Origin of the sequence: Streptomyces longispororuber, from assembly GCF_024448165.1 — a bacterium.
GTDB classification, from domain to species: Bacteria; Actinomycetota; Actinomycetes; order Streptomycetales; family Streptomycetaceae; genus Streptomyces; species Streptomyces longispororuber_A.
The window spans coordinates 14,305-36,992 of sequence record NZ_JAMOLN010000095.1 but is presented as its reverse complement, the minus strand read 5'-3'; the positions used below and the strand labels follow the sequence as shown (position 1 = coordinate 36,992).

The 22,688-nt window shown below is 68.7% G+C and carries 21 protein-coding genes and 2 pseudogenes; 10 read left to right on the top strand and 13 right to left on the bottom strand.

The window, feature by feature from the left end:
- The 3 genes and pseudogenes from M4J07_RS25340 to M4J07_RS25330 all read right to left on the bottom strand — a co-directional run.
- Positions 1–393: pseudogene (locus tag M4J07_RS25340) on the bottom strand (hypothetical protein); the annotation flags it as partial.
- Positions 390–731 (bottom strand): hypothetical protein, encoded by a 342-nt coding sequence (locus tag M4J07_RS25335; RefSeq protein WP_255975311.1) that lies wholly within the window; start codon positions 729–731, stop codon positions 390–392. The pseudogene M4J07_RS25340 and the gene M4J07_RS25335, both read right to left, overlap by 4 nt.
- Positions 728–1,633 (bottom strand): conjugal transfer protein, encoded by a 906-nt coding sequence (locus M4J07_RS25330; RefSeq protein WP_255975310.1) that lies wholly within the window; start codon positions 1,631–1,633, stop codon positions 728–730. Before M4J07_RS25330 ends, M4J07_RS25335 begins: the two co-directional genes overlap by 4 nt.
- A gap of 1,397 nt (positions 1,634–3,030) precedes the next feature.
- Here M4J07_RS25330 and M4J07_RS25325 point away from each other — a divergent pair.
- From M4J07_RS25325 to M4J07_RS25315, 3 genes are all read left to right on the top strand, one after another.
- Positions 3,031–4,167 carry a hypothetical protein gene (locus M4J07_RS25325; protein WP_255975309.1) on the top strand — a complete coding sequence of 379 codons (1,137 nt, stop codon included), beginning with the start codon at positions 3,031–3,033 and terminating at the stop codon, positions 4,165–4,167.
- A gap of 57 nt (positions 4,168–4,224) precedes the next feature.
- Positions 4,225–4,941, top strand: coding sequence for an A24 family peptidase (locus tag M4J07_RS25320; protein WP_308284771.1), 717 nt, complete (start codon positions 4,225–4,227; stop codon positions 4,939–4,941).
- Between the two features lie 263 nt (positions 4,942–5,204).
- A complete protein-coding gene (locus M4J07_RS25315; protein WP_255975307.1) occupies positions 5,205–5,591 on the top strand; it encodes a hypothetical protein in 387 nt (128 codons plus the stop codon).
- Positions 5,592–5,764: 173 nt separating this feature from the next.
- On the opposite strand, the gene M4J07_RS25310 is transcribed toward M4J07_RS25315, so the two are convergent.
- From M4J07_RS25310 to M4J07_RS25300, 3 genes are all read right to left on the bottom strand, one after another.
- Positions 5,765–6,349 (bottom strand): DUF4240 domain-containing protein, encoded by a 585-nt coding sequence (locus M4J07_RS25310; RefSeq protein WP_255975306.1) that lies wholly within the window; start codon positions 6,347–6,349, stop codon positions 5,765–5,767.
- Positions 6,350–6,428: 79 nt separating this feature from the next.
- Positions 6,429–6,962 (bottom strand): NUDIX domain-containing protein, encoded by a 534-nt coding sequence (locus M4J07_RS25305; RefSeq protein ID WP_255975305.1) that lies wholly within the window; start codon positions 6,960–6,962, stop codon positions 6,429–6,431.
- Position 6,963: 1 nt separating this feature from the next.
- Positions 6,964–8,325, bottom strand: a complete 1,362-nt coding sequence (locus tag M4J07_RS25300; protein ID WP_255975304.1) for a tetratricopeptide repeat protein — start codon at positions 8,323–8,325, stop codon at positions 6,964–6,966.
- Positions 8,326–8,560: 235 nt separating this feature from the next.
- On the opposite strand from M4J07_RS25300, the gene M4J07_RS25295 reads away from it, so the two are divergent.
- From M4J07_RS25295 to M4J07_RS25280, 4 genes are all read left to right on the top strand, one after another.
- The gene (locus tag M4J07_RS25295) at positions 8,561–9,316 is read left to right on the top strand and encodes a hypothetical protein (RefSeq protein WP_255975303.1); all 756 of its coding nucleotides are present in this window, start codon (positions 8,561–8,563) and stop codon (positions 9,314–9,316) included.
- Positions 9,317–9,410: 94 nt separating this feature from the next.
- The gene (locus M4J07_RS25290; RefSeq protein ID WP_255975302.1) at positions 9,411–10,331 is read left to right on the top strand and encodes a phosphotransferase; all 921 of its coding nucleotides are present in this window, start codon (positions 9,411–9,413) and stop codon (positions 10,329–10,331) included.
- Positions 10,332–11,030 carry a class I SAM-dependent methyltransferase gene (locus M4J07_RS25285; protein ID WP_255975301.1) on the top strand — a complete coding sequence of 233 codons (699 nt, stop codon included), beginning with the start codon at positions 10,332–10,334 and terminating at the stop codon, positions 11,028–11,030.
- A gap of 29 nt (positions 11,031–11,059) precedes the next feature.
- On the top strand, positions 11,060–11,608 hold the full coding sequence (locus tag M4J07_RS25280) for an HAD domain-containing protein (protein ID WP_255975300.1): 549 nt from the start codon (positions 11,060–11,062) through the stop codon (positions 11,606–11,608).
- Positions 11,609–11,673: 65 nt separating this feature from the next.
- Here M4J07_RS25280 and M4J07_RS25275 read toward each other — a convergent pair.
- The 5 genes and pseudogenes from M4J07_RS25275 to M4J07_RS25255 all read right to left on the bottom strand — a co-directional run.
- Positions 11,674–12,079, bottom strand: a pseudogene (locus tag M4J07_RS25275) (relaxase/mobilization nuclease domain-containing protein); the annotation flags it as partial.
- A gap of 277 nt (positions 12,080–12,356) precedes the next feature.
- Positions 12,357–12,530, bottom strand: a complete 174-nt coding sequence (locus M4J07_RS25270; protein WP_255975299.1) for an FxLD family lanthipeptide — start codon at positions 12,528–12,530, stop codon at positions 12,357–12,359.
- A 26-nt stretch (positions 12,531–12,556) separates the two neighbouring features.
- A complete protein-coding gene (gene fxlM / locus M4J07_RS25265) occupies positions 12,557–13,822 on the bottom strand; it encodes a methyltransferase, FxLD system (RefSeq protein ID WP_255975298.1) in 1,266 nt (421 codons plus the stop codon).
- A gap of 185 nt (positions 13,823–14,007) precedes the next feature.
- A complete protein-coding gene (locus M4J07_RS25260; RefSeq protein WP_255975297.1) occupies positions 14,008–14,424 on the bottom strand; it encodes a hypothetical protein in 417 nt (138 codons plus the stop codon).
- A complete protein-coding gene (locus M4J07_RS25255; protein ID WP_255975312.1) occupies positions 14,421–14,933 on the bottom strand; it encodes an ATP-binding protein in 513 nt (170 codons plus the stop codon). The genes M4J07_RS25260 and M4J07_RS25255 overlap by 4 nt, the downstream gene beginning before the upstream one ends.
- 420 nt (positions 14,934–15,353) lie before the next feature.
- Here M4J07_RS25255 and M4J07_RS25250 point away from each other — a divergent pair, with 420 nt between their 5' ends.
- Positions 15,354–16,679 (top strand): hypothetical protein, encoded by a 1,326-nt coding sequence (locus M4J07_RS25250; RefSeq protein ID WP_255975296.1) that lies wholly within the window; start codon positions 15,354–15,356, stop codon positions 16,677–16,679.
- On the opposite strand, the gene M4J07_RS25245 is transcribed toward M4J07_RS25250, so the two are convergent.
- Positions 16,676–17,680, bottom strand: a complete 1,005-nt coding sequence (locus M4J07_RS25245) for an NAD-dependent epimerase/dehydratase family protein (RefSeq protein ID WP_255975295.1) — start codon at positions 17,678–17,680, stop codon at positions 16,676–16,678. The two genes, M4J07_RS25250 and M4J07_RS25245, sit on opposite strands and share 4 nt — an antisense overlap.
- A gap of 429 nt (positions 17,681–18,109) precedes the next feature.
- Positions 18,110–19,624: a hypothetical protein gene (locus M4J07_RS25240; protein WP_255975294.1), complete on the bottom strand. Its 1,515-nt coding sequence runs from the start codon at positions 19,622–19,624 to the stop codon at positions 18,110–18,112.
- A gap of 612 nt (positions 19,625–20,236) precedes the next feature.
- On the opposite strand from M4J07_RS25240, the gene M4J07_RS25235 reads away from it, so the two are divergent.
- Both M4J07_RS25235 and M4J07_RS25230 read left to right on the top strand, forming a co-directional pair.
- Positions 20,237–22,099, top strand: coding sequence for a hypothetical protein (locus M4J07_RS25235; protein WP_255975293.1), 1,863 nt, complete (start codon positions 20,237–20,239; stop codon positions 22,097–22,099).
- A complete protein-coding gene (locus M4J07_RS25230; RefSeq protein WP_255975292.1) occupies positions 22,096–22,488 on the top strand; it encodes a hypothetical protein in 393 nt (130 codons plus the stop codon). Before M4J07_RS25235 ends, M4J07_RS25230 begins: the two co-directional genes overlap by 4 nt.
- The last annotated feature ends 200 nt before the right edge of the window (positions 22,489–22,688 follow it).

Sequence of the window (22,688 nt, the reverse complement as noted above, 5' to 3'; positions counted from 1 at the left end):
CAGGCCCAGGGGCTGGAGGGTGAAGGTGCCGCGGAGTGGCTGCGCACGCCCATCCCGCGCGGCCCGGCCACCGATACGGCCGCCCGCCGGCTGGATGACCCGCGAGATGACACCGAGCGCGGCACCGACCGGCGTGCGGCCGGCGACCTTGTGGCGACGGCACACGAAGATGGCGACGGCCCACGCGACGACGGGCACCGGGCCCGCGAGCGACCACCAGTACGAAGAGGTCTTCACCAGCACCAGGCCGCCGAGCGACATCAGCGCGACCTGCACCGCGTTGAACGGGCCCAGCGGGATCTTCCAGTCGGCGAACTTCCCGATCACCCACGGCAGACGACGGGCCGTCGTATAGAAGCGGGCCGTGCGCACCGGCTCGCTGCCCGGGCTCACGCCGCACCCCGGAGCGCGGGCACCCGGACACCGGGCGCCAGTTCGGCAGAGCGATCGGGCACATGCGGCTGGGCGGCGCCCTTGGCGGGGTTGTTGACCTCGTCCTCGACCTTGTCCGCCAGCTGCTCCCGGGCGTTGTAGATACCCAGCGCAAGGACCATCAGCAGCAGCGCACCGACCCCGGCCTTCAAACTGAACCGGGTGACCAGGACGTACAGGACGATGCAGGCCAGCGCGACCTTGAGACCGGCATCCGCCCAGCCCTTGAACATGTCGATCCAGCCGTTGCCGAGATCGTCCAGCTGACCGGCGAGCACCACCTGCTGCACGGTGTTCACTGCGGCTCGCCTCCACCCGAGGTGAGCGCGGCGATCTCCCACCGGCCGCCGCGGGAGACGAGGGTGAGCTCATAGGACAGCGGCCACCTGCCCAAGACGGTCCGTGCGGTCGCGGCCGCCTGGACGTGCACCCGGGTGCCGGCGCCCGGCACCTGCTCGCCGGCCGCACTCTCCTCGCGGGCAGTAACCACATCGACATCGACCCGATCGGCGACCGCCGGATCCACCGTCGCGAGCGACGTGTTCGGAGCGAGGTAGCGGTCGACCTCGCCGCCGCCGGCGAGGTAGGCGGACAGGAAGTCCTCGACCGTGTCCACCAACGGGCCGCCGGTCACATCGACCGGGTAACCGGAGGCCGCCGCCTTCGCCGACAAGGGCGCGGCCACCAGCGCGGGCACCCCGGTCACCGTGACCGCGTCACCGGAGGCCGAAACGGTCACCGGCACGGCGAAGTAGCGCACCGCATCCGTGTACTGGGCGGCCACCGTCACCGACCACCGGCCGCCCGCACGCTGCACGCTGCGCACCGCGGTCACCCGCTGCGGCGCCTTCGCCGCATCGGCCGGCGCGGGCAGCAGCACGCCGGGAGCCAGCCGTAGCGCCCGCACCGCGGCCACGCTGTCCGGGGCGTCGGCAGCCGAGCGAAGCCAGGCATCGACGAACTCGACGACATAGCCGGACGGATCGGCCGGCGCCGTCGCGGCAGACGGACGCTGCGACGGCGCCGGGGCAGCCTGGGCGACGCGGGGCGCGGTCGGCGTGGTGAGGGCCAGGGCGAGGGCGGCGGGACCGGCCAGCAGGCAGGCCCACACACCGGCCCGCCCCCACCGCACGTTGCGGCGGGTGCGGTGCAGGTCGACACCGGCGGCGGTCGGCGGCGCCTCGACAGAGGGTGCTGGCATCAGTGAACTCCCAGACGTGGGGGTGTGGTGGATGCGATGAGCCAACTCGGCAGGGCGTACCGGTCCGCGTACCGATTCGAGGGGTCTGCGGTTGCGAATGGGTCACGATGAGACCGGTACGCCCACCGGTACGCGTTCGGTGGCGCCCGCCCCAAACGCGTACCGGTCGGCGCCGCATCACACGGTCACCGCCGTCCGAGCGGCTTTGCCTCCCTCACCGACGCCTGCGCTAACCGATCCACCGGCACGCGTGAAGAGGCCGGCGCTCGGCCACCAGCCGTGCCCTCAGCAGCACCGGCACGCCGTCACGCAGGGTGCCCAGCTCCGGCGGCGCAGAGCGCGGGCTGCGGCCGGCGATCGCCCCGGCCAGGGACCGTGCGGCCGGGCGGTGCCGGGCTGCGCACCTGCTGTCTGCCCCGCACCGGGGCGGTGCGCAGGAGCTGGCGGCGCACTGCGCAGTGGGCGGGAGACGAGGTGCGCAGTGCGGCTGCGCAGCGCCCCGACGAAGCACCTCCCGACTGCGCACTCGCGCCGGCCCAGGCCGCTGCGCACCCCTGCCGGCGCGAGTGCGCAGCTCCTCTGACGGTCCGTTCACCATCTGCGCAGCACCTGCAGCCGTGGACTGCGCAGCCCATGAGACGCATCCGCGTACCGGCCCCGGCGCCGGGCACCGGTACGCATCCTTCGGGGGTACCTCAAACGCGTACCGGTCGGCTTCGAGAGCAGGTCCCCACGCGTACCGGTGCCCACCGCGGCACCCTGGCCACGCCGGCCGCGCGCACGGTCGATAGGCCGGTGACCTGCGCGGAGCGGCGACCGGTACGCCTTTCGGTACGTAGGCCGGTACGCGTTTGCGGCGCCCCGCAAACGCGTACCGGCCGACAGGCAGGCAGAGCCATCACCTCCTAGGACTGCTGTCCTGCTGGCCTGTTGTGGGCGTTCGGGCGCGGCCGCCGGGACGCGTGGGAGATCCGAACGCATACCGGTGCCCGGGGCTGCGCAGTTACCGCTGCAGAGCACCCCGGGTGCTGCGCAACACAGCTGCGCACCACGGCAAGCGGGGCGGTGCGCAGCCACACGGCGCACCTCCTGACGAGAGGCCGGCAGGCACCCGTCGGATGCTGCGCAACTGCGATCCTGGACAACTGCGCAGTCGTGGACAGGGCGGTGTATAGGAGGCGCCTGCCGGTTGCTGCGCACCCGGTGCGCACTGCGCAGGCACCCGGCCGCGGGGAACGCGTTCCGGTCGACGTACCGGTGCACGCCCTGACGGCCGGTGACGCACTGTGATGGAACCGTGATCGCGGACCGGGGAATCGGTACGCGGACCGGTACGCCCCGTCCGATCCAATCCGGCTCATGGCCAACGATCTGTTGCCGGATGCAGGAGGGGTCACGTGAGCGCAGACGGGCGGGATCCGGGCGGGCTGATTCGGCGCGGAACGATGGCGCGCGATGTGCTGGGCGCCCATTACACGACGGTGTTCAACCAGGCGGTGCGGGACCGGCGGCTGTCGCGGCGAGCCCGCGGGCTGCTCGTCGAACTCCTCAGCCACTGCGCCGGGTTCGGCGTCTCGCTCGCCACGCTGCTGCGCAACGGCCCAGAAGGGCGCGACGCGTTGACAGCGGCACTGCGGGAACTGGAGGAACACGGCTATCTCCACCGGGTACGCGAACGCGACCCCCAGGGCCGCCTGAAGGAGACGCGCTACGACCTGACCGACATGCCGGACGGCATCGAGATCACCGCAAAGGCCCCCTGGACGCCACCCCAGCAGGGCGCCGGCACCCCACCGGAGAACGCCGCGGCGACCGGGGCCCGCTCTGGCACCTCACGCCCTACGCCAGAACAGGAGTCCCTGGACGAGTACCCGCAAACGCGCAGGTCACAGCCTAAGTCGGATTTACCTGCGCAGGCTGAACCTACGCAGGTAAATCCGACCCCTAAGAAGAACAAGTACTTCAAGAAGACCAATCAGCAGAACACCAACCCCCTCCCTCCATCCCCGCCCGGCACCCACGAACGCACAAACAACACACACGACACGCACGGGACGGACCGCGCGACGGCCGCCCGGGGCGCGAGGGTCCTGCTGTCGATTGCCCGTCATCACCCGGAGCTGCATGCGGCGTTGGCGACCGGCACCACACTCGCCGACCAGGCGCCGCTCGCCGGCCGGCTGCTCGAGGGCGGAGTCAGCCGCGAACACCTGCGCGAAGCTCTGATCGGCCGCCCCTACCCGCCGCCCGGGCAGCGCACCCACTCGCTGGCCGCACTGGTCGCCGCTCGGCTACGACACCTCGCGCGCCTGGCCGCCACGGCCGACCGCTCCCGCACCGAACGCGAAGCACCAGCCCCCGCAGACGATGCAGACAGCATCGAGCACGCCTACACCCCCGAAGCCGGACCGATCGCGCCGCGCCCGGAGTGCCCGGGCCAGGACGGCCTGTGCGGGCGTCCCGTCGGTGCCCCCGGCGAACTCTGCCCCCAGTGCCGCACCACCACCCCAAAACCATCAGCAGGCCGCTCGTGAACCACAATGAGGGCACATCAACAGCCAGGGGAGAGGCCAGCGATGGGGTGGACGGTCGTGGCAGCAGCCGCATGGGGAGCCATCGCGGGCCGGCTCATCCTGCCCGCCGCCTACCGCATGGCCGTACCCGCCGACACCCCCTGGCGCGACACCTGCCCCGCCGGACATCCACTGCCCGCAGGAACACGCGGCTGGCTCACCAGCCCCCGCTGTCCCAACCCCGCCGACGCCGCCGTCCGCACCCGGACGACCGTTCCTGCCCTGACCGCCCTCATCTGCGCCCTGCTCGCCGCCGCCACCGGCCTGCACCCCGAACTCCTGGCCTGGCTGCTACTCACCCCGCCGGCCATACTCCTGGCCCTCGTGGACGCCCGCGCACACCGGCTCCCCGACCGGCTGACCCTGCCGCTGACCGCAGCCACCCTCCTGCTCCTCGGCGCGGCCAGCCTGCTGCCCGGATCCGCCGGCTCCTGGCCGCGCGCCGCATGGGCGGCCCTGGTGCTGGGCTGCGCCTTCTTCCTGATCTTCCTAGCCAGCCCGAAAGCGATGGGGTTCGGCGACGTCAAACTCGCCCCCGCCCTGGGCGCGATGCTCGGCTGGTACGGCTGGCACGTCCTCCTGCTCGGGATCTTGGCCGGCTACGTCATCGCCGCCGTGCACGGCCTCATCCTGCTGGCCCGGCACAAGGCCACCGGCTCCACACCACTGCCGTTCGGACCACCCCTGCTGCTGGGCACTGCCATCGGCGTGGCACTCGGCGCCACCATCACCTGAACCCGGCCCGCGCCAGAGCTGCTCCTGTGCGCTCCAGGTTGCGGGGTGACGGCTTGATGGCCCAGGTCTTGGGCCAGCCCCTTCGAGGCCTCGGCAGCCAGCCCTGGTCACGTCGGCGAGCGTGGCGGGCTGAGAGGATCGCCGTGAGACGTCCGATTCCGTCGGGACCGCGAAGGACAGGTATGCCGAGCAGACGGCCCATAGACCAGGCACGGGAGCGGCTTCATGACGAGCTATGCCGCGGACCGCAGCCCCTCGCCGAGTTGGATGCCTACGAGGTGTGGCTCAGATTCATACGCTTTGGCTCCCAACGCTATGACACTGCGGACACGCCCGACGCTGACGGCCTTCTCTTCCAGTACGGAACCTACGCTTTCGAGGGACCACCCGTCTTCACGCTGGACCTGGTCCGGCAGTTCGAAATCAACGACGCCTCCGGCGAACACGATCACTACAGGCAGCTCCACTGTGAACTTCTCTACGAGCTGACCCCACAACTTCGGACGCTAGGGCACTTCGAGTCCTGGTTCTTCCACGACACGGACGACGAACTCGACCACTGGGCCGACGGCCTTGGCCGCCAGGACGTCTGGACAACCGTCCGCCGCCTCCATCCCCGGGAAATCAAGGTCTACCAAGAACACGTGTGATCACAGCCGGGATGCAAGCTGCCGAGTACCGCTTCGCGACGGCTTCCGGGAGCCGGCCCGGCGCGGCGGATCCATCGGCACGCCGCGGGTGCGTGGAACGGTCCCCCGCCCGCGTTGCCTCGAGAGGGGACCCTCCGGCTGGAGGAGGCGCGCGGCCAACCACGCACGGCCCGTCAGGTGAGAAGCGGGAACATCGAGCTCAGGTGCGGCAACCCGCGCGCCGATTCGTCCTCACAGCGCACGTCCCACCGTTCACCGGCAGGATCCACGCCATGCCTTCTTGCGCCCTGCTCCTTGTCGACCGCCGCATGGAATGCTTCGCCGCAGTCCCCGGCGGTACCTGCCTGGAGGCCGTGCGCCTCCAGGGCGATGTAGTCGAGTTCTTCCCACTCGGGCCAGTCGTCGTTCCACAGCCGGCGGGGGCGACCTGCCAGACGCTGGATCTCAGGGGCATCGGCCAGAGAATCAGGATCCACGACAGCCCGGGCGAGGGCCCGTCTTCCCAGCCCGACCATCCACAAGCCGAAGTAGCAGAACCCGTCGTCCGAGCACCAGCCGCCGAAGATCCGGTCAGCTGCTGCCCACAGCTCCCAAGTGAAGGCTTGGTGCGTGACCTCATCCAGACGGGTCTGGAACTGCACAATCTCCGCTTGCGGTTGGCATGACAAGACCTCGAGGAGCCACTGGGCTCGCTCGTCACGGCCTCGCCCCTGCCGCCGGCACTCTTCGATCAGGTTCCAGAAGGCGTCAATGTCCACAGGCGAACTGTGGCAGGGACCTCTGACAACGCCGATCCGACGCCCTGTTCTGTAGAGCGCTGTTGATTATGCGACAGGCTCACTGCCAGCCGTCGAGGGAAACCTGCGTCCCGTCCGCGAGGTAGAGGTGGAGAGCGCTGTTTGTAGTGGCCACGAACTGCTCCGGGATGTCATGCGCATCCATCCACCGCACCTGAGCGTGCTTCCGCGGCTCCCGGTTCTCCGGCTCGCCGGACCACTCGTGCGCCGCGAAGACGACTGTGAGGAAGCCGTTCGGGGCCTCAACTCCCCACGCCCCGTGAATGATGTGGGCGACTTTCAACGCCTCCGGCTTCACGACCAGGCCTGTCTCCTCGTACAACTCGCGCACCGCGGTTTGTGTGATCGGCTCTCCCGGTTCGCTCTTGCCGACAGGGAGATCCCACATGCCCTGGGCGAACTTGGCGTTCTCGCTGCGCTGCAGCAGCACGACGCGGTTGGTGGCCTTGTCGTGGACGATGACGGCCGCGACCAGCAGGGTCATGGATTCGAGAGCGGGCTTGAGGTCTTGGGGGCGGGCATCGGTCGTCGGCTCAGCCACGGGGTTCCCTTCGTCGGCCTGGTTGTTGGGCATGTTAGGCGAGCGCCTCACGAGCTCGGCGAGCAAGTTCGGCCGCGCCTGGCACCTTGCGGCGCTGGTAGATCGCGAGGGGCGAGCGCAGGGACGAGATGGCCTTGCGGGTGCGGTCGGATGTCATGCCTTCCATCAAGGTCAGGGACTGGGACCACGCGGCGATTGCCTCGTCGGCGCGTGCCTGGGCCGCGAGGCTGTCGCCCAGGTCGGCGTAGGTGAGGGCGTGGACGCGCTTGTACTGGACCGGGTCCCAGCGGGTGAGTGCGGCTCGGTGCTGGACCTCCGTGCCGGGGTGGTCGGCGAGGTCGGTGAGGGTGCGGGCGGTGTGGCTGGCAACGGTGCCGGCCGCTGGACCGCTGACGCGGGAGTAGCTGGGCTGCGGTCCGTCCTCGCGGAGGAGTGCGTCCTCGGCAGCGAGGAGGGCGCGGGCGGCAGAGGGCTTCTCGCCGGTGGCGGCGTACGCGCGAGCGTGGGTGATGTGGAGGAGTGCTTCGGTCTGGCCATCGACACGGCCGAGTCCGCAGGTGAGCGCGCCTTCGACGAGGTCGACGCAGTGGTGGGGCTGCTTGAGGCTGAGGGCCTGGTGGGCGAGGGCGCGCATCATCCAGGCGGCGTGGCCGTTCGGGTCGGCTTCGCAGGCGAGTTGGTAGCCGACCTGGTAGTAGCGCTGGGCGGCGCCTTCCTGGCCGAGGTCGTGGTGCTTCCAGCCTGCCAGGTAGGCGAGTTCGGCGACCGCGCCGAAGGCTGCCTGGCGTAAGGCTTCGTTCGGGAAGCGGGCGCGAAGCATGGGAGCTGCGGTGTCAGCGAGGTAGGCGGTGACGGTGGTCAGGCCGTGCCCTCCGCCGAGGCGTTCGTCGGCGGAGCTGAACGCCGTGGTGATGTGGCGTACGACGTCGACATCCTCGGCTCCGACCAAGACTCCCCCGGTGCGGGCGCGGAGCATGCGGGAGGTCGCCTCGTGGTCGTAGGTGAGCGGCATTGCGACCCCGGCGGTGGTGAAGGCGGCGATCGCCAGGAAGCGTCGCCGGTCGACGTCGGCGCGGCCCAGCTCCGTTGCGGCGACGACTGGATCAGGGTTCGCGGTGGCGGTCGGCGTCTCCTCTTGGCCGCGCAAGCCGATCTCCGTGGGTGTGACCGTGCGTGCCAGACGACGGGACAGGGCTTCGGCCAGGTACTGGCCCATACGGCCGCTCGGCTCGCGTGCGCCGTTGACCCAGTGGGAGATCGCAGACTTGTTGGTCTGGAGGACCTCGCCGTTCTCAGCGGCGATGCGGCGCACGTCCTTCGCTAGGGCGTCGAAGGTGCAGCCACCGGCAGAGATCACGTCACGCAGACGTGAGTTGGGCTGGTTGGGCGTTGGCACGACCTCCCCCGATCAGGAGCTGTAAACCGCGTATACCGCTTCCGCCGCCTCACACCGTACCCACTGTGCGTGACGACCGGTTCACTAATCATCAGCCGCCCGGAACGGTTCCAGGTTCCGATCGACCGTGATCAAGGCTCCCCCTTCCTGGTCCGGGCGGCCCCAAGTTCCGTACGCCCGCTACGGGTTCGGGCATTCCTGTGTCCGAACCCGGCCGATGAGAAACGGAGACACCGTGACCACCATCGATACCGCGGCCATCACGGTCGTACTGCCCGAGGCGTTCGACGAGCGCTGGAGCCGCCTGCCCGGCGTCCAGGTCGACGGCCGGCGCATCACCATCGACCCCGCCGAGTACTTCTTCCGCTTCGAGTCCAGCACCTGGCTCGTCGCCGACTGGGAGCTGGTCAAGGAGCAGCTCCTGGACGTGGACGAGACGACCGAGAGCACGGTCGAGCAGCTCGCGCTCGACTTCATCAAGGAGCACGCCCGCTCCACCTCGGACGCCGCACACGTCCTGGCCACGGCGTACGAGGTGTACGCCTACCTGTTCCGCGAGGAGCACCTCGCCTCGCTCGGTCTGCCGCAGATCACCGCCGAGCACCTGCGGATGCTGCGCGAGGCGGCCACGCTGATGGCACTGAACAAGGTCGAGCTGGACGGGCACATCTCCAACGTCGGCCCGTGCTGGTTCTTCCCCGCCGCCACCTCCGTCGTCTTCGACCTCGACGAGGACATGGGTGGCCTGCTCGACGAGGTCTACCACGGCGGCTGGTTCAACGAGTACCGCCGCATCGAGTCCATCAAGGCCCACGCCGCCCTCGGTGGACGCCTGGTCCACGGCTGCCAGTCCGTCCCGGACCAGACCGGCGGCGTCGTCGCGCCCTACGGTGCGTCGATGGCCAACTTCCGTGACGACCTCGCCCAGTTCAAGGCCGGGTGGATCCAGCAGATCTACTCCCACCGCGTGACCGGCAACCCGGCCGCGTAGCCCTTCGACGAGGCTCCGGGGCGGGATGCCACCGCGCCACCCCTCCCGCCCCGGACGCCTTCATCCCCGTACAGGAAATCCAGGAGCACTCCCCATGGACGAGTCCCTCACCGCCGAACTCCTCCACAACCTGTGCACCGCCACAGGCCGACCCCTCCCCACCCGCGAAGTGGTGCGGGTGTGGTCGATGTCCGGCGTCGAACGCGTCACCTTCCCCGACCGCACCACCGCGATCTTCAAGTACGCCAAGCGCCCCTTCGACAGCGAGGACCAGGCCCTGCGCCTCGCGCACACCCTCGGCATCCCCGTGCCCAAGGTGTACGCCTCCGCCGTACGCGACGGCCGGCTCGGCATGCTCCTCGAAGATCTTGGCCTCGCGGTGCGTGAGGCTGATGACCTCGACGGCGCGGCTGCAGCGGTTGTCGTGCACGGCGCCCGCACCGCACCGGCACTCTCCCTCATCGACGAGGAGCGGCTGCGTACCCTTCCGGCCCGCGCCCTCGACCACCTCCGCGCCCTGCGCAAAGCCGACCGCTGGGCAGCCGAAGACACCGACGACATCGAGCAGGCCCTCGAACTCCTCGCCCGCGCAGCCCCGCACCGCGCGACCGGCGCCAACCTCGCCCCGTTCGGCTGGGTGCACTCCGAGTTCCACCCCACCAGCCTCCACATCGGTCACGGCAACACCTGGCGCCTGCTCGACTTCGCCCGCGCCTTCACCGGCCCCGGCCTACTCGACCTGGCCAGCTGGCATGGCACCGTCGAGAACCCCGATCCCGTCCGTCTGCGCGTCTTCATCGAGCGGTACGTGGCTGCGGGCGGCTCGCCTGATGCTCTCGCTCGGCGTGGTGAACTCCCGCCTGAGCAATGGGCGTTGGGGTGGCAGCGCATCTGGAGCGTGGAGTGGTTCATGGAGCAGGCGATCCGTTGGATCAACGACCCCGCCACCGACCCGGCGTACATCAAGGTGGTACGCCGCCATCTCACTGACGTCCTCCGTCTGCTGGAGGTCTAGATGCCCACGGCACCAGCGCCCTCTCCCTGGCACGTCCACGCCCTGCAACGCACCGCCGCCGTGCCCGCCGAGCCTCTCCCCGTCCCCGCCCGGATGGAGTGGACCACCCGCCCGGGTCTCGGCCCCGGCGCGGAGATCCTCGGCACCGACCTCGCCCACCGCCGCATCCTCGAACTCGGCTGCGGCCCAGGCCACAACGCCGCCCACCTCGCCACCCGCCGCGGCCCCCGCGTCACCGGCGTCGACCTCGTCGGCATCCAGATCCGCCGAGCCCGCACCCACTACGGCCGCCTCTCCGGTCTCACCTTCGCCGCCGGTCACGCCCTCCACTACCTCCAGGCGACCGACGAACACTTCGACGCGATCTATTCGGTCTTCGGCGCCATCGGCCTCGTTCCGCCGAACCTCCTCCTGCCTGCTGTCGCCGCCCGCCTCAAACCCGGCCACACTCTCGCCTTCTCCGTCCCTCACCCTCAACGCGGCGGACGACGACCGGCCATCGACGACCGGCCCCGTCGCGACCACATCACCCTCCCCGACCGCACCCGACTCCCCTTGGTTCGCTGGGAGTTCGATGCCCGGCGCTGGGAACAGCACCTCTCGCGCGCCGGCCTCTGGCTCACCTCCGCCCAGGACTTTCACGACCCGCGTCACGGTCCGTGGCCAACCACGCTCCTGATCACCGCGCGCAAGCTCTGACCCGCACCTCGCCTGAGACGGAGGAACCCATGCGCCTGCCCCACCTGCTGATCGACATCGACGGTGTCCTCATACCGTTTCCCAAGGCGGACGGGGTCACTCCGTCCAGCCACGTCCGCTACGACGTCGTGCCTGCCAGTCGCCCGCCTGACGCTCCCGTCCCGGTGTGGCTGAACCCGGCACACGGACCGATGCTCACCGACCTCATCCGCACGAGCCTGGTCGGCCCCATGTGGTGCACCAGCTGGCGCCGCGACGCCACCACGCTGATCGGCCCTCTTCTCGGCCTCCCTACCTTCCCGTACATCGACCTGCCCCGTCCCAACATCACCACCAGCCACCCCAACGGCTACCTCTGGAAACGCGATCACGTCGACGCGTGGCTCGGCGACGCGCCGGTCGCGTGGATCGACGATGACTTCACCGGTCTCGACCACGCCTGGGCGACCGCACGCGTCGCTCGTAGGCTTCCAACCCTGTTGGTTCAGCCCGACCCTCGCATCGGCCTGTTGCCCGAGCATCTTGAGGCAGTGCGGGACTGGGCAGCGGCCGTCCACCCGGCAGAGCGGGCCGCCTGAAGCGCCCTGTGTAAACCGAGCAACGTAGGGGCTGTGCGCTCGGCGGATTCCGTGCGGCGTCACGAGTCGGCCGTGTCCGCCACCTCCTGGGGTCGGCCGGCCAACTCCTGGATGGGGAGGCGTTCGGCAAGGTTGTAGGGCAGGTCCGGGGCGACCTTGGGGCCGCCGAAGAAGATGGTGTCGCCTGGTGCGGCCAGGCGGTAGCCGTCCACTTCGCCGGTCTTTTCGCTGATGCGGGGCTTGACCTGGATGCCCAGCGAGCCGAGCACGGTGAAGTAGTCGTTGATGCTGGGTACGGCGGCGACCGCGTACGCCTGCTCGCGCAGCCACTCCCGCGTAGTCTTGTCCCGGCCCAGGTGCTCGGCTTTGGCCCCGCTCGGTGCCGGTGGGTATCTTGGGCGCGCTCAGGTCAACGGACTTGAGTCGACGCAGCCCGAACTCGGCCTGGATCTTGCCGCATTCCTTCTGGGCACACCAGTCCTCCGGCACACCGCCGTGCAGGTGCAGGTGCAGGTGCAGGTGCGGGTGCAGGTGCAGGTGCAGGCGAACGGGGTGTCGCCAACCTCGTGCGTGGTGGCCGCAGCAGAGCCGCTGCACAGTGCCGGAAATGCCGATCGGGCGCCGGCATGTCGAGCGTCCCTCCAAGATCGCGATCGCGGGAAGATGCAGCCGGGCAGCGGGGAGAACGATCACCCGCTGCCCGGCAGTCGCAAGCCCCATATCGGAGCGGTGCGGGGAGCCCTTGCCGTCAGGCCGGGTTGCTCACCGCGCTGGCGCAGACCTTGTCGCACGACGAACCGCAGCCGTCGTCCGTGCTCACCAGCAGGCCCGGCACCGGCGCACAGGCCTGCACGACCACCACGTCGAGCGCAAACTCGTCGACGACACTCAGCGCCGTCTCGGGGACCATCAGTTTCTGCATCTTGCTGTCTCCTCCTGGTTGTTCGCTCAGGTCCAGGAGAAGGTGAGGCGGCTGCGCCGCTTGTCGAGCACCGGCTCCCCGGGTGGGAGCTGCTCGTCAGGGGTGCCCATGGCGTAGGCACGGACATGAAGCGTGCGGTGGCGGTAAGCGCTGTCCCATTCCCTGACCGCGGCGGCCAGCGCGTCGGTCAGGGAGGGCCCGTCCGGCCCGTGCCCGATCACACCGAACTCGACGAGATCACCGGCACGGCGCTTGGTCAGATAGGCAAAGGAACGATCGCGGACCACAGCGGGGGTGGCCCGCCGGTTGAGCGGGGCGACCAGATCGGCATCCGTGTCCCCGTCCACCGACAGGGTCGCGAAGCCCGGTTGCGTGGTGGCCAGGTGCATCTGCAGGGTGCCGAACGACTCCGTAGGAGCGACACTCACACCGGTCCACTCCCGGGTCTTCGCGCCTTCCAGCGCACCGGTCAGCCGGGCCGGGTCGGCCACCTCGCGCTCGTCGAAGCAGAGCCCGACCTCCTCCCCGTGCAGGAGCAGGAGCCGTTTGTCGTGCTGGTCCAGGCCGGTCATGGGCACGAATCCGCACTCCTCCATCGACTCGCTGACCAGGTGCCCCTCCGACCATGTGAAGCCGATGGAGCGGGTGAACCCGTTGATCCGCAAAGGCACCACCAGACGCCCCTCGGGCGCGAGTTGATGGACCAGGCCGGGGGAGATGTCCCACGCGCCGACGGTGACCACAATGGCGTCCCAGCCGCCCTCGGGCAGGTACTGGCCTGCGCCGAGCGCGCCATCACCGAGGACGACGTTGACGCTGCCGTAGCCGGCCTGAGTGAGAAAGCGGCGGGCGCGCGTGGTGACGAACGGATCGATGTCCACGCTCGTCACCTCACCACCAGGGCCGACGAGTTCCTTCATCAACGCCGCGTTGTAGCCGCCGGACCCGATCTCCAGGACCCGCATGCCGCTGCGGATGCCGGCCTGTCGCAGCATCACGGCCTGCAACCAGGGCGCGGACACGGAACTGGTAGCCATGCCGTGCCCGTCGCGCTTGGTGACCACCGCGTCGTCCGGACTGTAGACCTCGGCGAGAAGAACGCCGGGGGCGAACACCGCACGTGGCACAGCTCGCATGGCGTTCTCGATCGCAGGGGTGAGGACACCCTGCTTGCGTAGGCGCAGCACCATCTCCTCACGCGCTGCAGCCGCGTCGGCCGATTCAGTCTCAATCTGTGACATCTGTGAGGACTTCCTGCCCGGCCGTGCCAGGCGATCACGAAGAAGGGACAAAGATCAGGTGTTCACGCCGGCGCACCGCACGACGAGACAGGCAAAACCGCAGGCCACCACCGGCAACAGCATCAACTGGAATCGACCAAAGCCGTAGGCGGACAGACACTTCACGGGATGACGCAGAATCCACCGCAGCCGGGGCAGGCGCTGTATCCGCAGTCCGTGAACACGACGGTCGCCCGTCATGACACGGCCCCGGCCTGACGTAACCGGGCGACGCCCAATCGCTCGGCCACAACGGCGGTGTTCCACGGGCTCGACACCCACGCCCCGGTCTCCTGCTGCCACGCAACGATCTCAGCGTGCTCCCCGGGGTGGAAGAACAGCATTGCGTAGACGGGCACCACAATGCCGCTCGCTCCACCGCGCGCCACCAGTTCGAGAGCCTTGGTTCGTTCCAGCCGGTCAGTAGCTGGAGAAGCGAACTCTGCGATGTCGATGAATGTCCCGGCCGGCACCCAGCCGGATCGACTGGCAAGTCCGAACACGCCGCGCAGTGCAGAGTCTCGAAACTCTGAGCTGGGAAGGCAGGCGTAGACGGCGATCTTCGTGCCCGCAGGGGCTTCAGCGGGTGGCGCCTCGATCACCAACGCGCTCACGAATCTCCCCGCCCGCCCTCGGTAGGGGCGCTGTGGATGGACAGACGACACCAGGCGGTGGTGCCGGTTGCGTTGAATCCCCAGTCACCACCCAGCTCCTGGACGAGCACGCGGACGAGGAACAGGCCGCGGCCGGACTCGTCCCATGGCTGCGCTTGCGCGGGTTGCGGTGTGGCCATCGCGGTTCCGTCATCGATCTCGATCTGGACCAGGCCTTGCTGTGGGGACCAGCTGCGATAGCCCACGGAGGGACCCGCGCCGTGCACGACGGCGTTCGTGAGCAGCTCGGAGAGTACGACAAGAGCCGTCTCGACGCGATCCTCCGGCATCCCGCAGACCTGCCGGAGCCAGGCGGCCCCGATCCGGCGGACGACGGGTACCTGCTTGTTCTCACGCGGGACCGACACAGTGACTGGTGACGGCAAGGCAGGTGGGGAATCCGCAAGGTATCGCTGGGTGCGTACTCCGCCCAAGCTACGCCGACTCTGTCCAAGGGCCGCCAAGTTCATTCCAGAGGCGATGCTGGCTCTGCCAGCGAAGAAGCTCATGTGTGGCTCCCGCTCGTGGTTGGTCGTACACAGAGCCAACGGCTGGGGAGAAGAGCCGATGGGGACGTGCAGGTTCCCGAACTGCTGGACTACGGTGATGGGTGCTTTCCTGGCCGAGTTCACGCCCACCCGGGTTCGCCTGTGCTGTGACAATGTGGCGCTCATTGCGCCCCCTCGATCGATGGCTTCTGCTTGCTGGCCGCAAGCCTCGTCACCGGGATCGGCCCACACCAGGCGATGGAGGTATCACCCACGCCTCACAAAAGGAGGCGGGGAATCACGTAGGTATCACCTGCGCCGCAGGCGGTTCCCCGGCACGCTATGGGGGCGATAGTCACGTTGCTGACCGGCTGTTGGGAACCAGGCAGATGGAGGGTGGACATGGCACAGCAGGAGGTACCTAAGACCCTGCTCCAAGCCCTCGTCCGGTCGCGAGGATGGCCGTATGCCGAAGCCGCGAAGGAGTACCGGCGCATCGGGCGGGCGCTCGCCAACGAATCGGACGCTGATGATTGCCGTACCGCAGACGTTTCCGAGCCGACATGGCGGAGATGGACCGGCGGGAAGGCCAAGGGCCTGCCCAACGGACCTGCTCCGCGCATCCTGGAGCGAATGTTCCCGGGATGGACCGTACGTGACCTCCTCGGTCCTCCACCAGCAGTGGTCACCTCGCAACCCGCGCTGAATGAAAGCGACATAGCCATGACTGCTCGCGACGCTGCTGCCCACGCAGGGAATGCAGCCTCCGCCCACCTGCCCGAAATGACGCTCGATCAGATCGACGATGACGTGCGCGCCTTGGCCGTCGCCTACGAGACCACCGCCCCGAGCACGGCATTCCATGCTGCCACCTCCTTGCTCCGAGACATTCAGGAGAAGCTGGAGCGCACTCAACGCCCCCGCCAGAAGGAGCGGTTGTATACGGCCGCGGGGATGGTGACCTCGTTGCTCTCCGTGGCCTCGTTCGATCTTGCGGCGTTGGGGGCGGCGGTGCAGTTCGCGCGGACGTCAGCGATGTACGGCGAGACCATCGAGCACGGACCGCTACAGGCCTACGCCAACGGCATCCTGGCCTACCTCGCCTACTGGGACCGCCGTCCCACCGCCGCACTGCGCTACCTGGAGACAGCCAAGACCTTCGGTGGCATAGGGGACATGGGCCGCGTACGGCTCCACGCGATCGAAGCCCGGGCGCATGCCCATCTGGACAGTCCGGTCGAGGCCCAGCGCGCCATACAAGCCGCGCAGGAACCCGGTGCAGGCATGCGCGACGAGCTGCATGACGTCGGCGGGGAGTTCTCCTTCGGCCCCGCCCGCGCGGCGATGTCCCACGCCACCACCTACCTGGTCCTCGGGGACTCACAGCGAGCCGAGGAATCGGCCGTTCATGCACTCGCACTTCTGCGCGACGAGGCGAACCCGGACCGGCCCGTACAAATGCAGGTCACTGTCGACCTGGCGCGAGCTCGGCTCCTCCGCGGCGAACTCGACGGTGTGGATGAGGCGTTGGCGCCAGTTCTGCAGACAGCGTCCGAGTGGCGCACGATCGGTCTGGTCGAGCGGGTGAGCCAGCTGCGCATGCAACTGGCTCGTTCTGGGGCGGCACACGCCCACCTTGGACGTGAACTCGGTGAACAGATTGAAGACTTTGTGGCCCTGGCGGCCGCCCATCCGCTACCGGGAACGCACCTGGCGATCGAGAGCTAGCCGAGCACCGCAAGGATCTCCCGCTCCTTGGCAGGCGTGATGCCGTGCTGGTCCCACCGCGGGTGCAGCACCGGCCCCTTACCCGTCTGCATCCATGCCCAGGTGTCCACCACTGTCTCGGCCAAGGGCCGGCAGACGAGCCCGGCTGCCTGGGCATGCCGCGTGTCTACCGCCCACGTACCGGGACTCGTACGCCACAAAGGCAGTTCGGTCCACTCCCTCACCCCATGGGCGGTGAGTACTTCGTCTGCGGCGTAGACGAGTCGGCCATCCCCTCTGGTCGCGGTCAGGCAGGACAGGAGCAAGTCGTTCATTGTGCAGAGGTCCTGTGGAGCGGCCACGTTGAAGGCGCCAGTCGGAGCGGTGATGGCGAAGCGGGCGACATCTCGCACATCGATGGGCTGGATCGGCTGCTCGGGAGATCCGGGCGCGAGAATGTCGCCGCCTTTCGCGCAGCGGTTCAGCCACCACGGCAGACGGCCGACGTATTCACCCGGCCCCAGGATCACGCCGGGCCGTAGGATTGTGATGCGCTGCTCACCGAAGGTCTCACGGATCGCGCGCTCGCATCCGGCCTTTTGCATGCCGTAGTGGACCGTGACCCCCATCCCATCGCCATAGTCCCGGTCCGCATCGGACGGAGCGCCGTAAACCGGGCTCTCCTCAGTGAGCGGTTCCTTGGGCCACCCGGTATATGCGTTAACCGTAGAGACGTACACGTACTGTCTGGCCACCGGCTCGAGGGCACGAGCGCTGGTGAGGACCTGGCGCGGAGACATCTCCGAAGCCGATGTGTCGACGACCAGGTCCCAAGGCCCCTGACGAGCAAGCCGGTCGAGGTCATCGACCCTGGTGCGATCGCCGCGAACCGCCTGTGTTCCTTGGACATCGGGGGCACTGAGGCCACGGTTGAATACCGTTACCACGTGGCCTGTCGCCAAGGCATCGCGGGCGACTGCCTTGCCCAGGAACCAGGTTCCACCAAGCAGGAGAATGCGCATGCTGCGATCTTGTAGGAAGGGGGACAGGAATAGCCAGGGCCGCTGCACCCGATACCGGGGCGTGCGTACGAAGACGCTGAGGTCTCCATCTGCGAGCAGTCGTGCTCTTGGGAGGGTCGGTGGAGTTGCGGCTTTGGGGTGTATGCGGTCGGTTGGTCGTCGCTGTGCCGAATGGTGGCGGAGTCGCCTATCGCGCTCGCCTGGCAGGATGGGTGTCGTAGCGCTCTTCCACCGTGCCACTGAACGCTGCACGCTGGCGAGGCTAGAGTCGAGCGGTCGCCCGCGCCTTCGAGCGCTCCCCTCGTTCCCACGTCCGTGCTGAGCAGGCTGACCACGGTGTCCTGCGCTCCGCCGCACGCGGCATCTCCGCGCGGGCAGCGTCATGGGTCGAGTCTGCTTACCTGATAGGAGGCCCAGCAGAGGGGCCACTCACCGCCCGTCGCCCCAACCGCAGGAGCGGGAGCCGACGGGTACCCACGTCCTCACCTGCTCCGCTCTGACCCGCAGAGCAGGCAGCGGGCCCCCTGCGGAGGCTTCCCGCTCGGGGTCCCAGAGCCAAAGATCGTCGCCTGAGCGTTCGAAAGCGAGCACCCGGTGCCCCACCGGGAGGGGGCCGTTCTCCACGGCCGGCCGGTCGACGACGGGCCTGACGCAGACGAGCGTGCCGTCCAGTCCGAAGTACGGAGCCGGGTCCTCGCCCTTGACCGCCGCATGGGCCGCACGGGTCGCCACCGATGACACGTGGTCGAGGCTGGTGGACACGATCGTGAGCAGGTAGACGGCGGCGATGGTGATCGCCATCGCCACGTTCAGTGCCTTCCCGCCGCCGTTCCAGTAGAAGTACCGGGCCCAGCCCATCATGGCGAGGCACACGAACAGAACACAGGCAGCGAAGAAGACCGGCTTCACCGCGATCCCGTAGGTCCAGACAGGATCGACGGAAACGGCGTCCACCGGAATATCGAAGCCATCATTGAGGTATCCGGCCTGCAGGAAGTGACCCGCGAACGGCAGCACCCAGGGCAGCGGCAGCACCAGAACGGGTGCCAGCGCGACAGCGTGCCTCGCCAGTCGACTCAGCCTCCAGGCATGCCAAGTTCCGCGCGCCACGAGCCAGATGAGCGGCACCAGGATGACGGTGCCCAGGAGGCCAACAGGGCCGCGTGAGCCGACACCGGCTTCCATGTATCCTGCGACCGCCAGAGCAGTCACCGCCAGAGCCCCGGCGCCGAACTGCACCAGCCGGGGTGGCTGTGCACCTCCCGTCACCCATCGGCCCAGCACCCAGGCGACCGCGGCCAGGGGCAGCACGAGGAGACCACGCCAAGGCCACGGAACCGCGTGCGCCGACCAGCCGTACACGACCAGGGCCAGACCCAGAGCTCCACAAGCAACCCGCCCTGATCGACCATGCCACCACTGGTCTCGGTCCGCGTCTGTCGAGTCCATGGCCGGCCCGACTCCTGGCCGTGCCCCGTGCTCTCCTTCGACGAACGGAACACCGCACACAGCGCTCCGCTTCAGTGCCGCCTCGGCCTCTGGCCTACTGCCCTTGCCCACCAGCCGGACTGTTCGGTGCACGTCTGCGCGGCCAATCGCAACCCACAGCCTCGCAAACCGGCCGCGCAGAGTGCTTCCGCTCCATTCCGGTTCTCGGTACATGTGCCAGACACTGGTGGCCTCGTCCTCTCGGTCTTGAGGAGCGAGACCCGACTGCTCCACCTCCACGTCGGGACGGTCCGCGGTCAGCGCCCGCACTTGCCGCTCGGCCTCCGCGCGCGCTCCCCACCTGGCCCCGGCGAGCCACACGTCCAGGCGATAGCGCACCTCAGCGCTGCCACCGGCCTCGTTGGTGTCGTTGTTATCGTCGAGCGGCCGCACCACCCACTGGGCCTCCTCGAACCGAGCTCGTACCAGCGCCTCCTCGACCGGGTCCTTGCGCATACGAACGACCACAGTGACCCGACGATCGCCCACGCGCCGAACGGTGACGGTTCCGGATGACACGGTAGGGGGCGAATCCGGCCCCGTGCCGCCCGTATCGGCGGACGCCGAGTCGTCCACTCCCTGTGAGCGTGAACGTCGGGGCCAGACAATACTGTTCAACAAGCTCACCACGGTCCTCCGATGCAACCTGACGGGCGTGGGAAGCCTGTCCAGCCATGGATATCGCATGCGTCGCGTGGAACATTCACCCAGCCCGATTGAACTACTGTTCCGGGAGCGAACAGGACATCCACCGGAGCTGGATCAAGCCAACATCGCCGAACTCAGACCTTCACGACAACAGCGCGATCATGCACGCCAGTCAGCCGATCCACCTCTCCACTCGCTGAACGCATCCGGCCAGGACATGGCCCACAACGTTGCCCACCACGAGCACCCCTGGTTACCCCTGCCCAACCCGGGCAGGATGTGCCCGCGCAGGAGTGAACGTCTCGGGGGAGGTGGCGCGTGTCCCTGCTGCGGTGGCGGATTCCGTCGCAGGAAGGTTCGTCTCTCAACGGCAGGGGGAGGCATGGTTTTTCGGACCCTCGGCCTGGTATCCCCCTGCAGGTGGACCCACACGAGGCGAATGCCTCAGATAGCCATAGGCCCTGGCGCATCACCTACAGCAAGCGCGACGAGACTCCCGGCACGAACGCGGTCACACGCCAGCTCGCAGGCATCATGCATGAGCGCGTCAACCGCATCGGCCAGGCGCGTGATCTGCTCGGCCGCTGGCAAGACCGCACGCTCGGGCGGCGGGAACGCGAGATACGGCAGCTGCCCGACGTCGTCGGTGAACAGCTCGCTGCCTGGAGCCTGGAGAACGTGCTCAACGCGCGTAAACGCCCAGTCCCGTCGTTCGGCTTCAGCCTGGCCCCGGTACTGACGCACGCGGTTGCGGCCCGCCGCCAGCAGCGGATACGTGGGCTGCTGCTCACGAGCGCGATCGCCCTGGTCACCGCGCGCCACCCATGGGGCACCGGGACCCTTGCGGCCATGTCAGTGCTGTACCACGTCTTCGTTGTCGCCGGCCGCTTCAGTGCCCTGGTCCGCTGGGGCCTCAGTGCCTTGGTGCCCATGGCCGTGACGGCCGCCGTCGCCCTTCTTGCCTGGACCAAGCTGAAGGAGTACTCAGGCGCCGTCTCGTTCGCCGTGCAAGACGCCGTGTCGGCCGGCGTGTGGCTGACACTTCTACTCACCGCTCTCTACGCCTTGGACGGGTGGATCGCCCTGGGATACGCCCTCTCTCTGCGCCCGGCACGCGAACACATCGCGCGGCGCCCCCGGTTGGCCCCTCGCGCCGCCACCAAGGTCGCCGAATGCGAAACGACAGAACTCTGGCAGAGCACTCCGTACCTGAAGGAAGCAACAGGGTGGCATCGGTTCGTGGGAGCCGGCCTCGACCCCTGGCGATCGGGCGGACCACGCATCCAGCTCACCCCGGCCCGCCGCGCGACCGACGATGCGGGCGAAGGCGAAGGCAGTGATGGTGCCGCGAAGGCTGGCGGTGGCAGGGAGGGAATCCGCAAGTTCGAATCCGACGAACTGCTCGACAAAGTGCGCGACGAACTGGAACGCCTCAGCGGCACCCTCGTCGAGACCCACGCCCTGCCCCACTGCGACGTCTTTGAGACGCTCGCCGTGCCACAGGCTCGCTGGCAGAGCCTCCCGCGCGTCCCCGACCGCCCGCAGTTGGGCCTGCGAGCCGAGAGTTCCACAGCACCCGAACGGGCGACCTGGCCCGAGGCCGGCGAGATGATCGCCGAAGGTCGACAAGCCCCTTCCGGGCATCTCTCCCGGCGCTACCTGGCAGCCCAGGTCGTCGACTGGGAAGGTCAGACTGTCGTCACGGTGTTCGCGCATGCGGCCCTGGAAGGCAAGACACTGCACTTCGTGACCCGCCCGCACGTGCTCGCCTCCCTGCGCAAGGAGGTACGCGCCGAAACTGTCCGAGGTTGGACACTCGCGCGCAAGATCGCGCTCATGCCGGTCCATGCCCTCGGCGACACGATCGCCCTGGCCCACAGGTCGTACGGCATCCTTTTGCGCGTACTGATTAGCGTCCTACCCGGCGTCTTCGGGCACGCCGTACGCCAGCAGGTCGCCAAGGCGCTGGACGCGGACGAGAAGCCCCGAGTCGACGGCACCCCGGTCAGCCTCCGCGAGCACTGCGCACTCGTCGAGCCCGAGGACATGCACCAGGCCGAGGACGCGGCCCGGCACATCTCCATCCTCCAGTCGCGCATGTTCAGCACGGTCAGCGCGTTCCTCGACGACCATGGCGTCTCCACCGGCGAATTCCGGCGCCAGGCAGAGCAGTTCGTCACCAAGGTCTTCATCAACGGCGACCACAACCAGGTGAACACAGGCACTGTGCACGGCGATCAGACACAGGCGAAACCGGCAGACGACACGACGGCGAAGGGATGACCATGGGCAACTGGCGAGGACGGCCGGACCCGGGCGGCGTACACGTCACCGGTAGTGGCAACCAGATCAACACCGGGCGGGTCGGCAGAGACCAACGGCAAGTCCATGTCGGCGGTACTTCTCATGACATCGACCACCACCTGGCCACGGCCCAAGCGAAACTGGCCGAGCTGACCGCCGCGCTGGACGAGCACACCGCAGAACTCAGTAGCCCCGACCTTGCCCGACGGACAGCCGCTCGCATCGGCGAGGAACTCGACAGCACGAACCCTGATCAACGCCGAATGACGGAGAACCTCGAAGACCTCGGCCTGGCCGTCGGCGCGGTGGCATCCGTCGTGACCATCGTGCAGGCGCTCTCCACCGCGGTGGCCGCCCTGCACGGCTGACGGCCCGCTCCCCAAGCGGAACGGGAAGCCTTCGAGGAGTCATTCCGCTCCCCGAACCCCCGCGACACCCCCGGGCCCAACCGGATCCAACACTCTGACCTGGGCAAACATCATCCCTGCAGGGAAGATCAGTAGCCGAAACGAGGAAGCGGAAGGCCCCCGACCCGGTGAAACTGGTCAAGGGCGCTCGTGGGAGCAAT

What these genes read in the sequence shown, in the direction of transcription:
- M4J07_RS25255 (WP_255975312.1), bottom strand. Translation starts at nt 14,933, where the DNA reads ATGAACTTGGCGGCCCTTGGACAGAGTCGGCGTAGCTTGGGCGGAGTA.
- M4J07_RS25280 (WP_255975300.1), top strand. Translation starts at nt 11,060, where the DNA reads ATGCGCCTGCCCCACCTGCTGATCGACATCGACGGTGTCCTCATACCG.
- M4J07_RS25285 (WP_255975301.1), top strand. Translation starts at nt 10,332, where the DNA reads ATGCCCACGGCACCAGCGCCCTCTCCCTGGCACGTCCACGCCCTGCAA.
- M4J07_RS25305 (WP_255975305.1), bottom strand. Translation starts at nt 6,962, where the DNA reads ATGCCCAACAACCAGGCCGACGAAGGGAACCCCGTGGCTGAGCCGACG.
- M4J07_RS25245 (WP_255975295.1), bottom strand. Translation starts at nt 17,680, where the DNA reads ATGCGCATTCTCCTGCTTGGTGGAACCTGGTTCCTGGGCAAGGCAGTC.
- M4J07_RS25270 (WP_255975299.1), bottom strand. Translation starts at nt 12,530, where the DNA reads ATGCAGAAACTGATGGTCCCCGAGACGGCGCTGAGTGTCGTCGACGAG.
- M4J07_RS25250 (WP_255975296.1), top strand. Translation starts at nt 15,354, where the DNA reads ATGGCACAGCAGGAGGTACCTAAGACCCTGCTCCAAGCCCTCGTCCGG.
- M4J07_RS25230 (WP_255975292.1), top strand. Translation starts at nt 22,096, where the DNA reads ATGACCATGGGCAACTGGCGAGGACGGCCGGACCCGGGCGGCGTACAC.
- M4J07_RS25290 (WP_255975302.1), top strand. Translation starts at nt 9,411, where the DNA reads ATGGACGAGTCCCTCACCGCCGAACTCCTCCACAACCTGTGCACCGCC.
- M4J07_RS25240 (WP_255975294.1), bottom strand. Translation starts at nt 19,624, where the DNA reads ATGCGCAAGGACCCGGTCGAGGAGGCGCTGGTACGAGCTCGGTTCGAG.
- M4J07_RS25330 (WP_255975310.1), bottom strand. Translation starts at nt 1,633, where the DNA reads ATGCCAGCACCCTCTGTCGAGGCGCCGCCGACCGCCGCCGGTGTCGAC.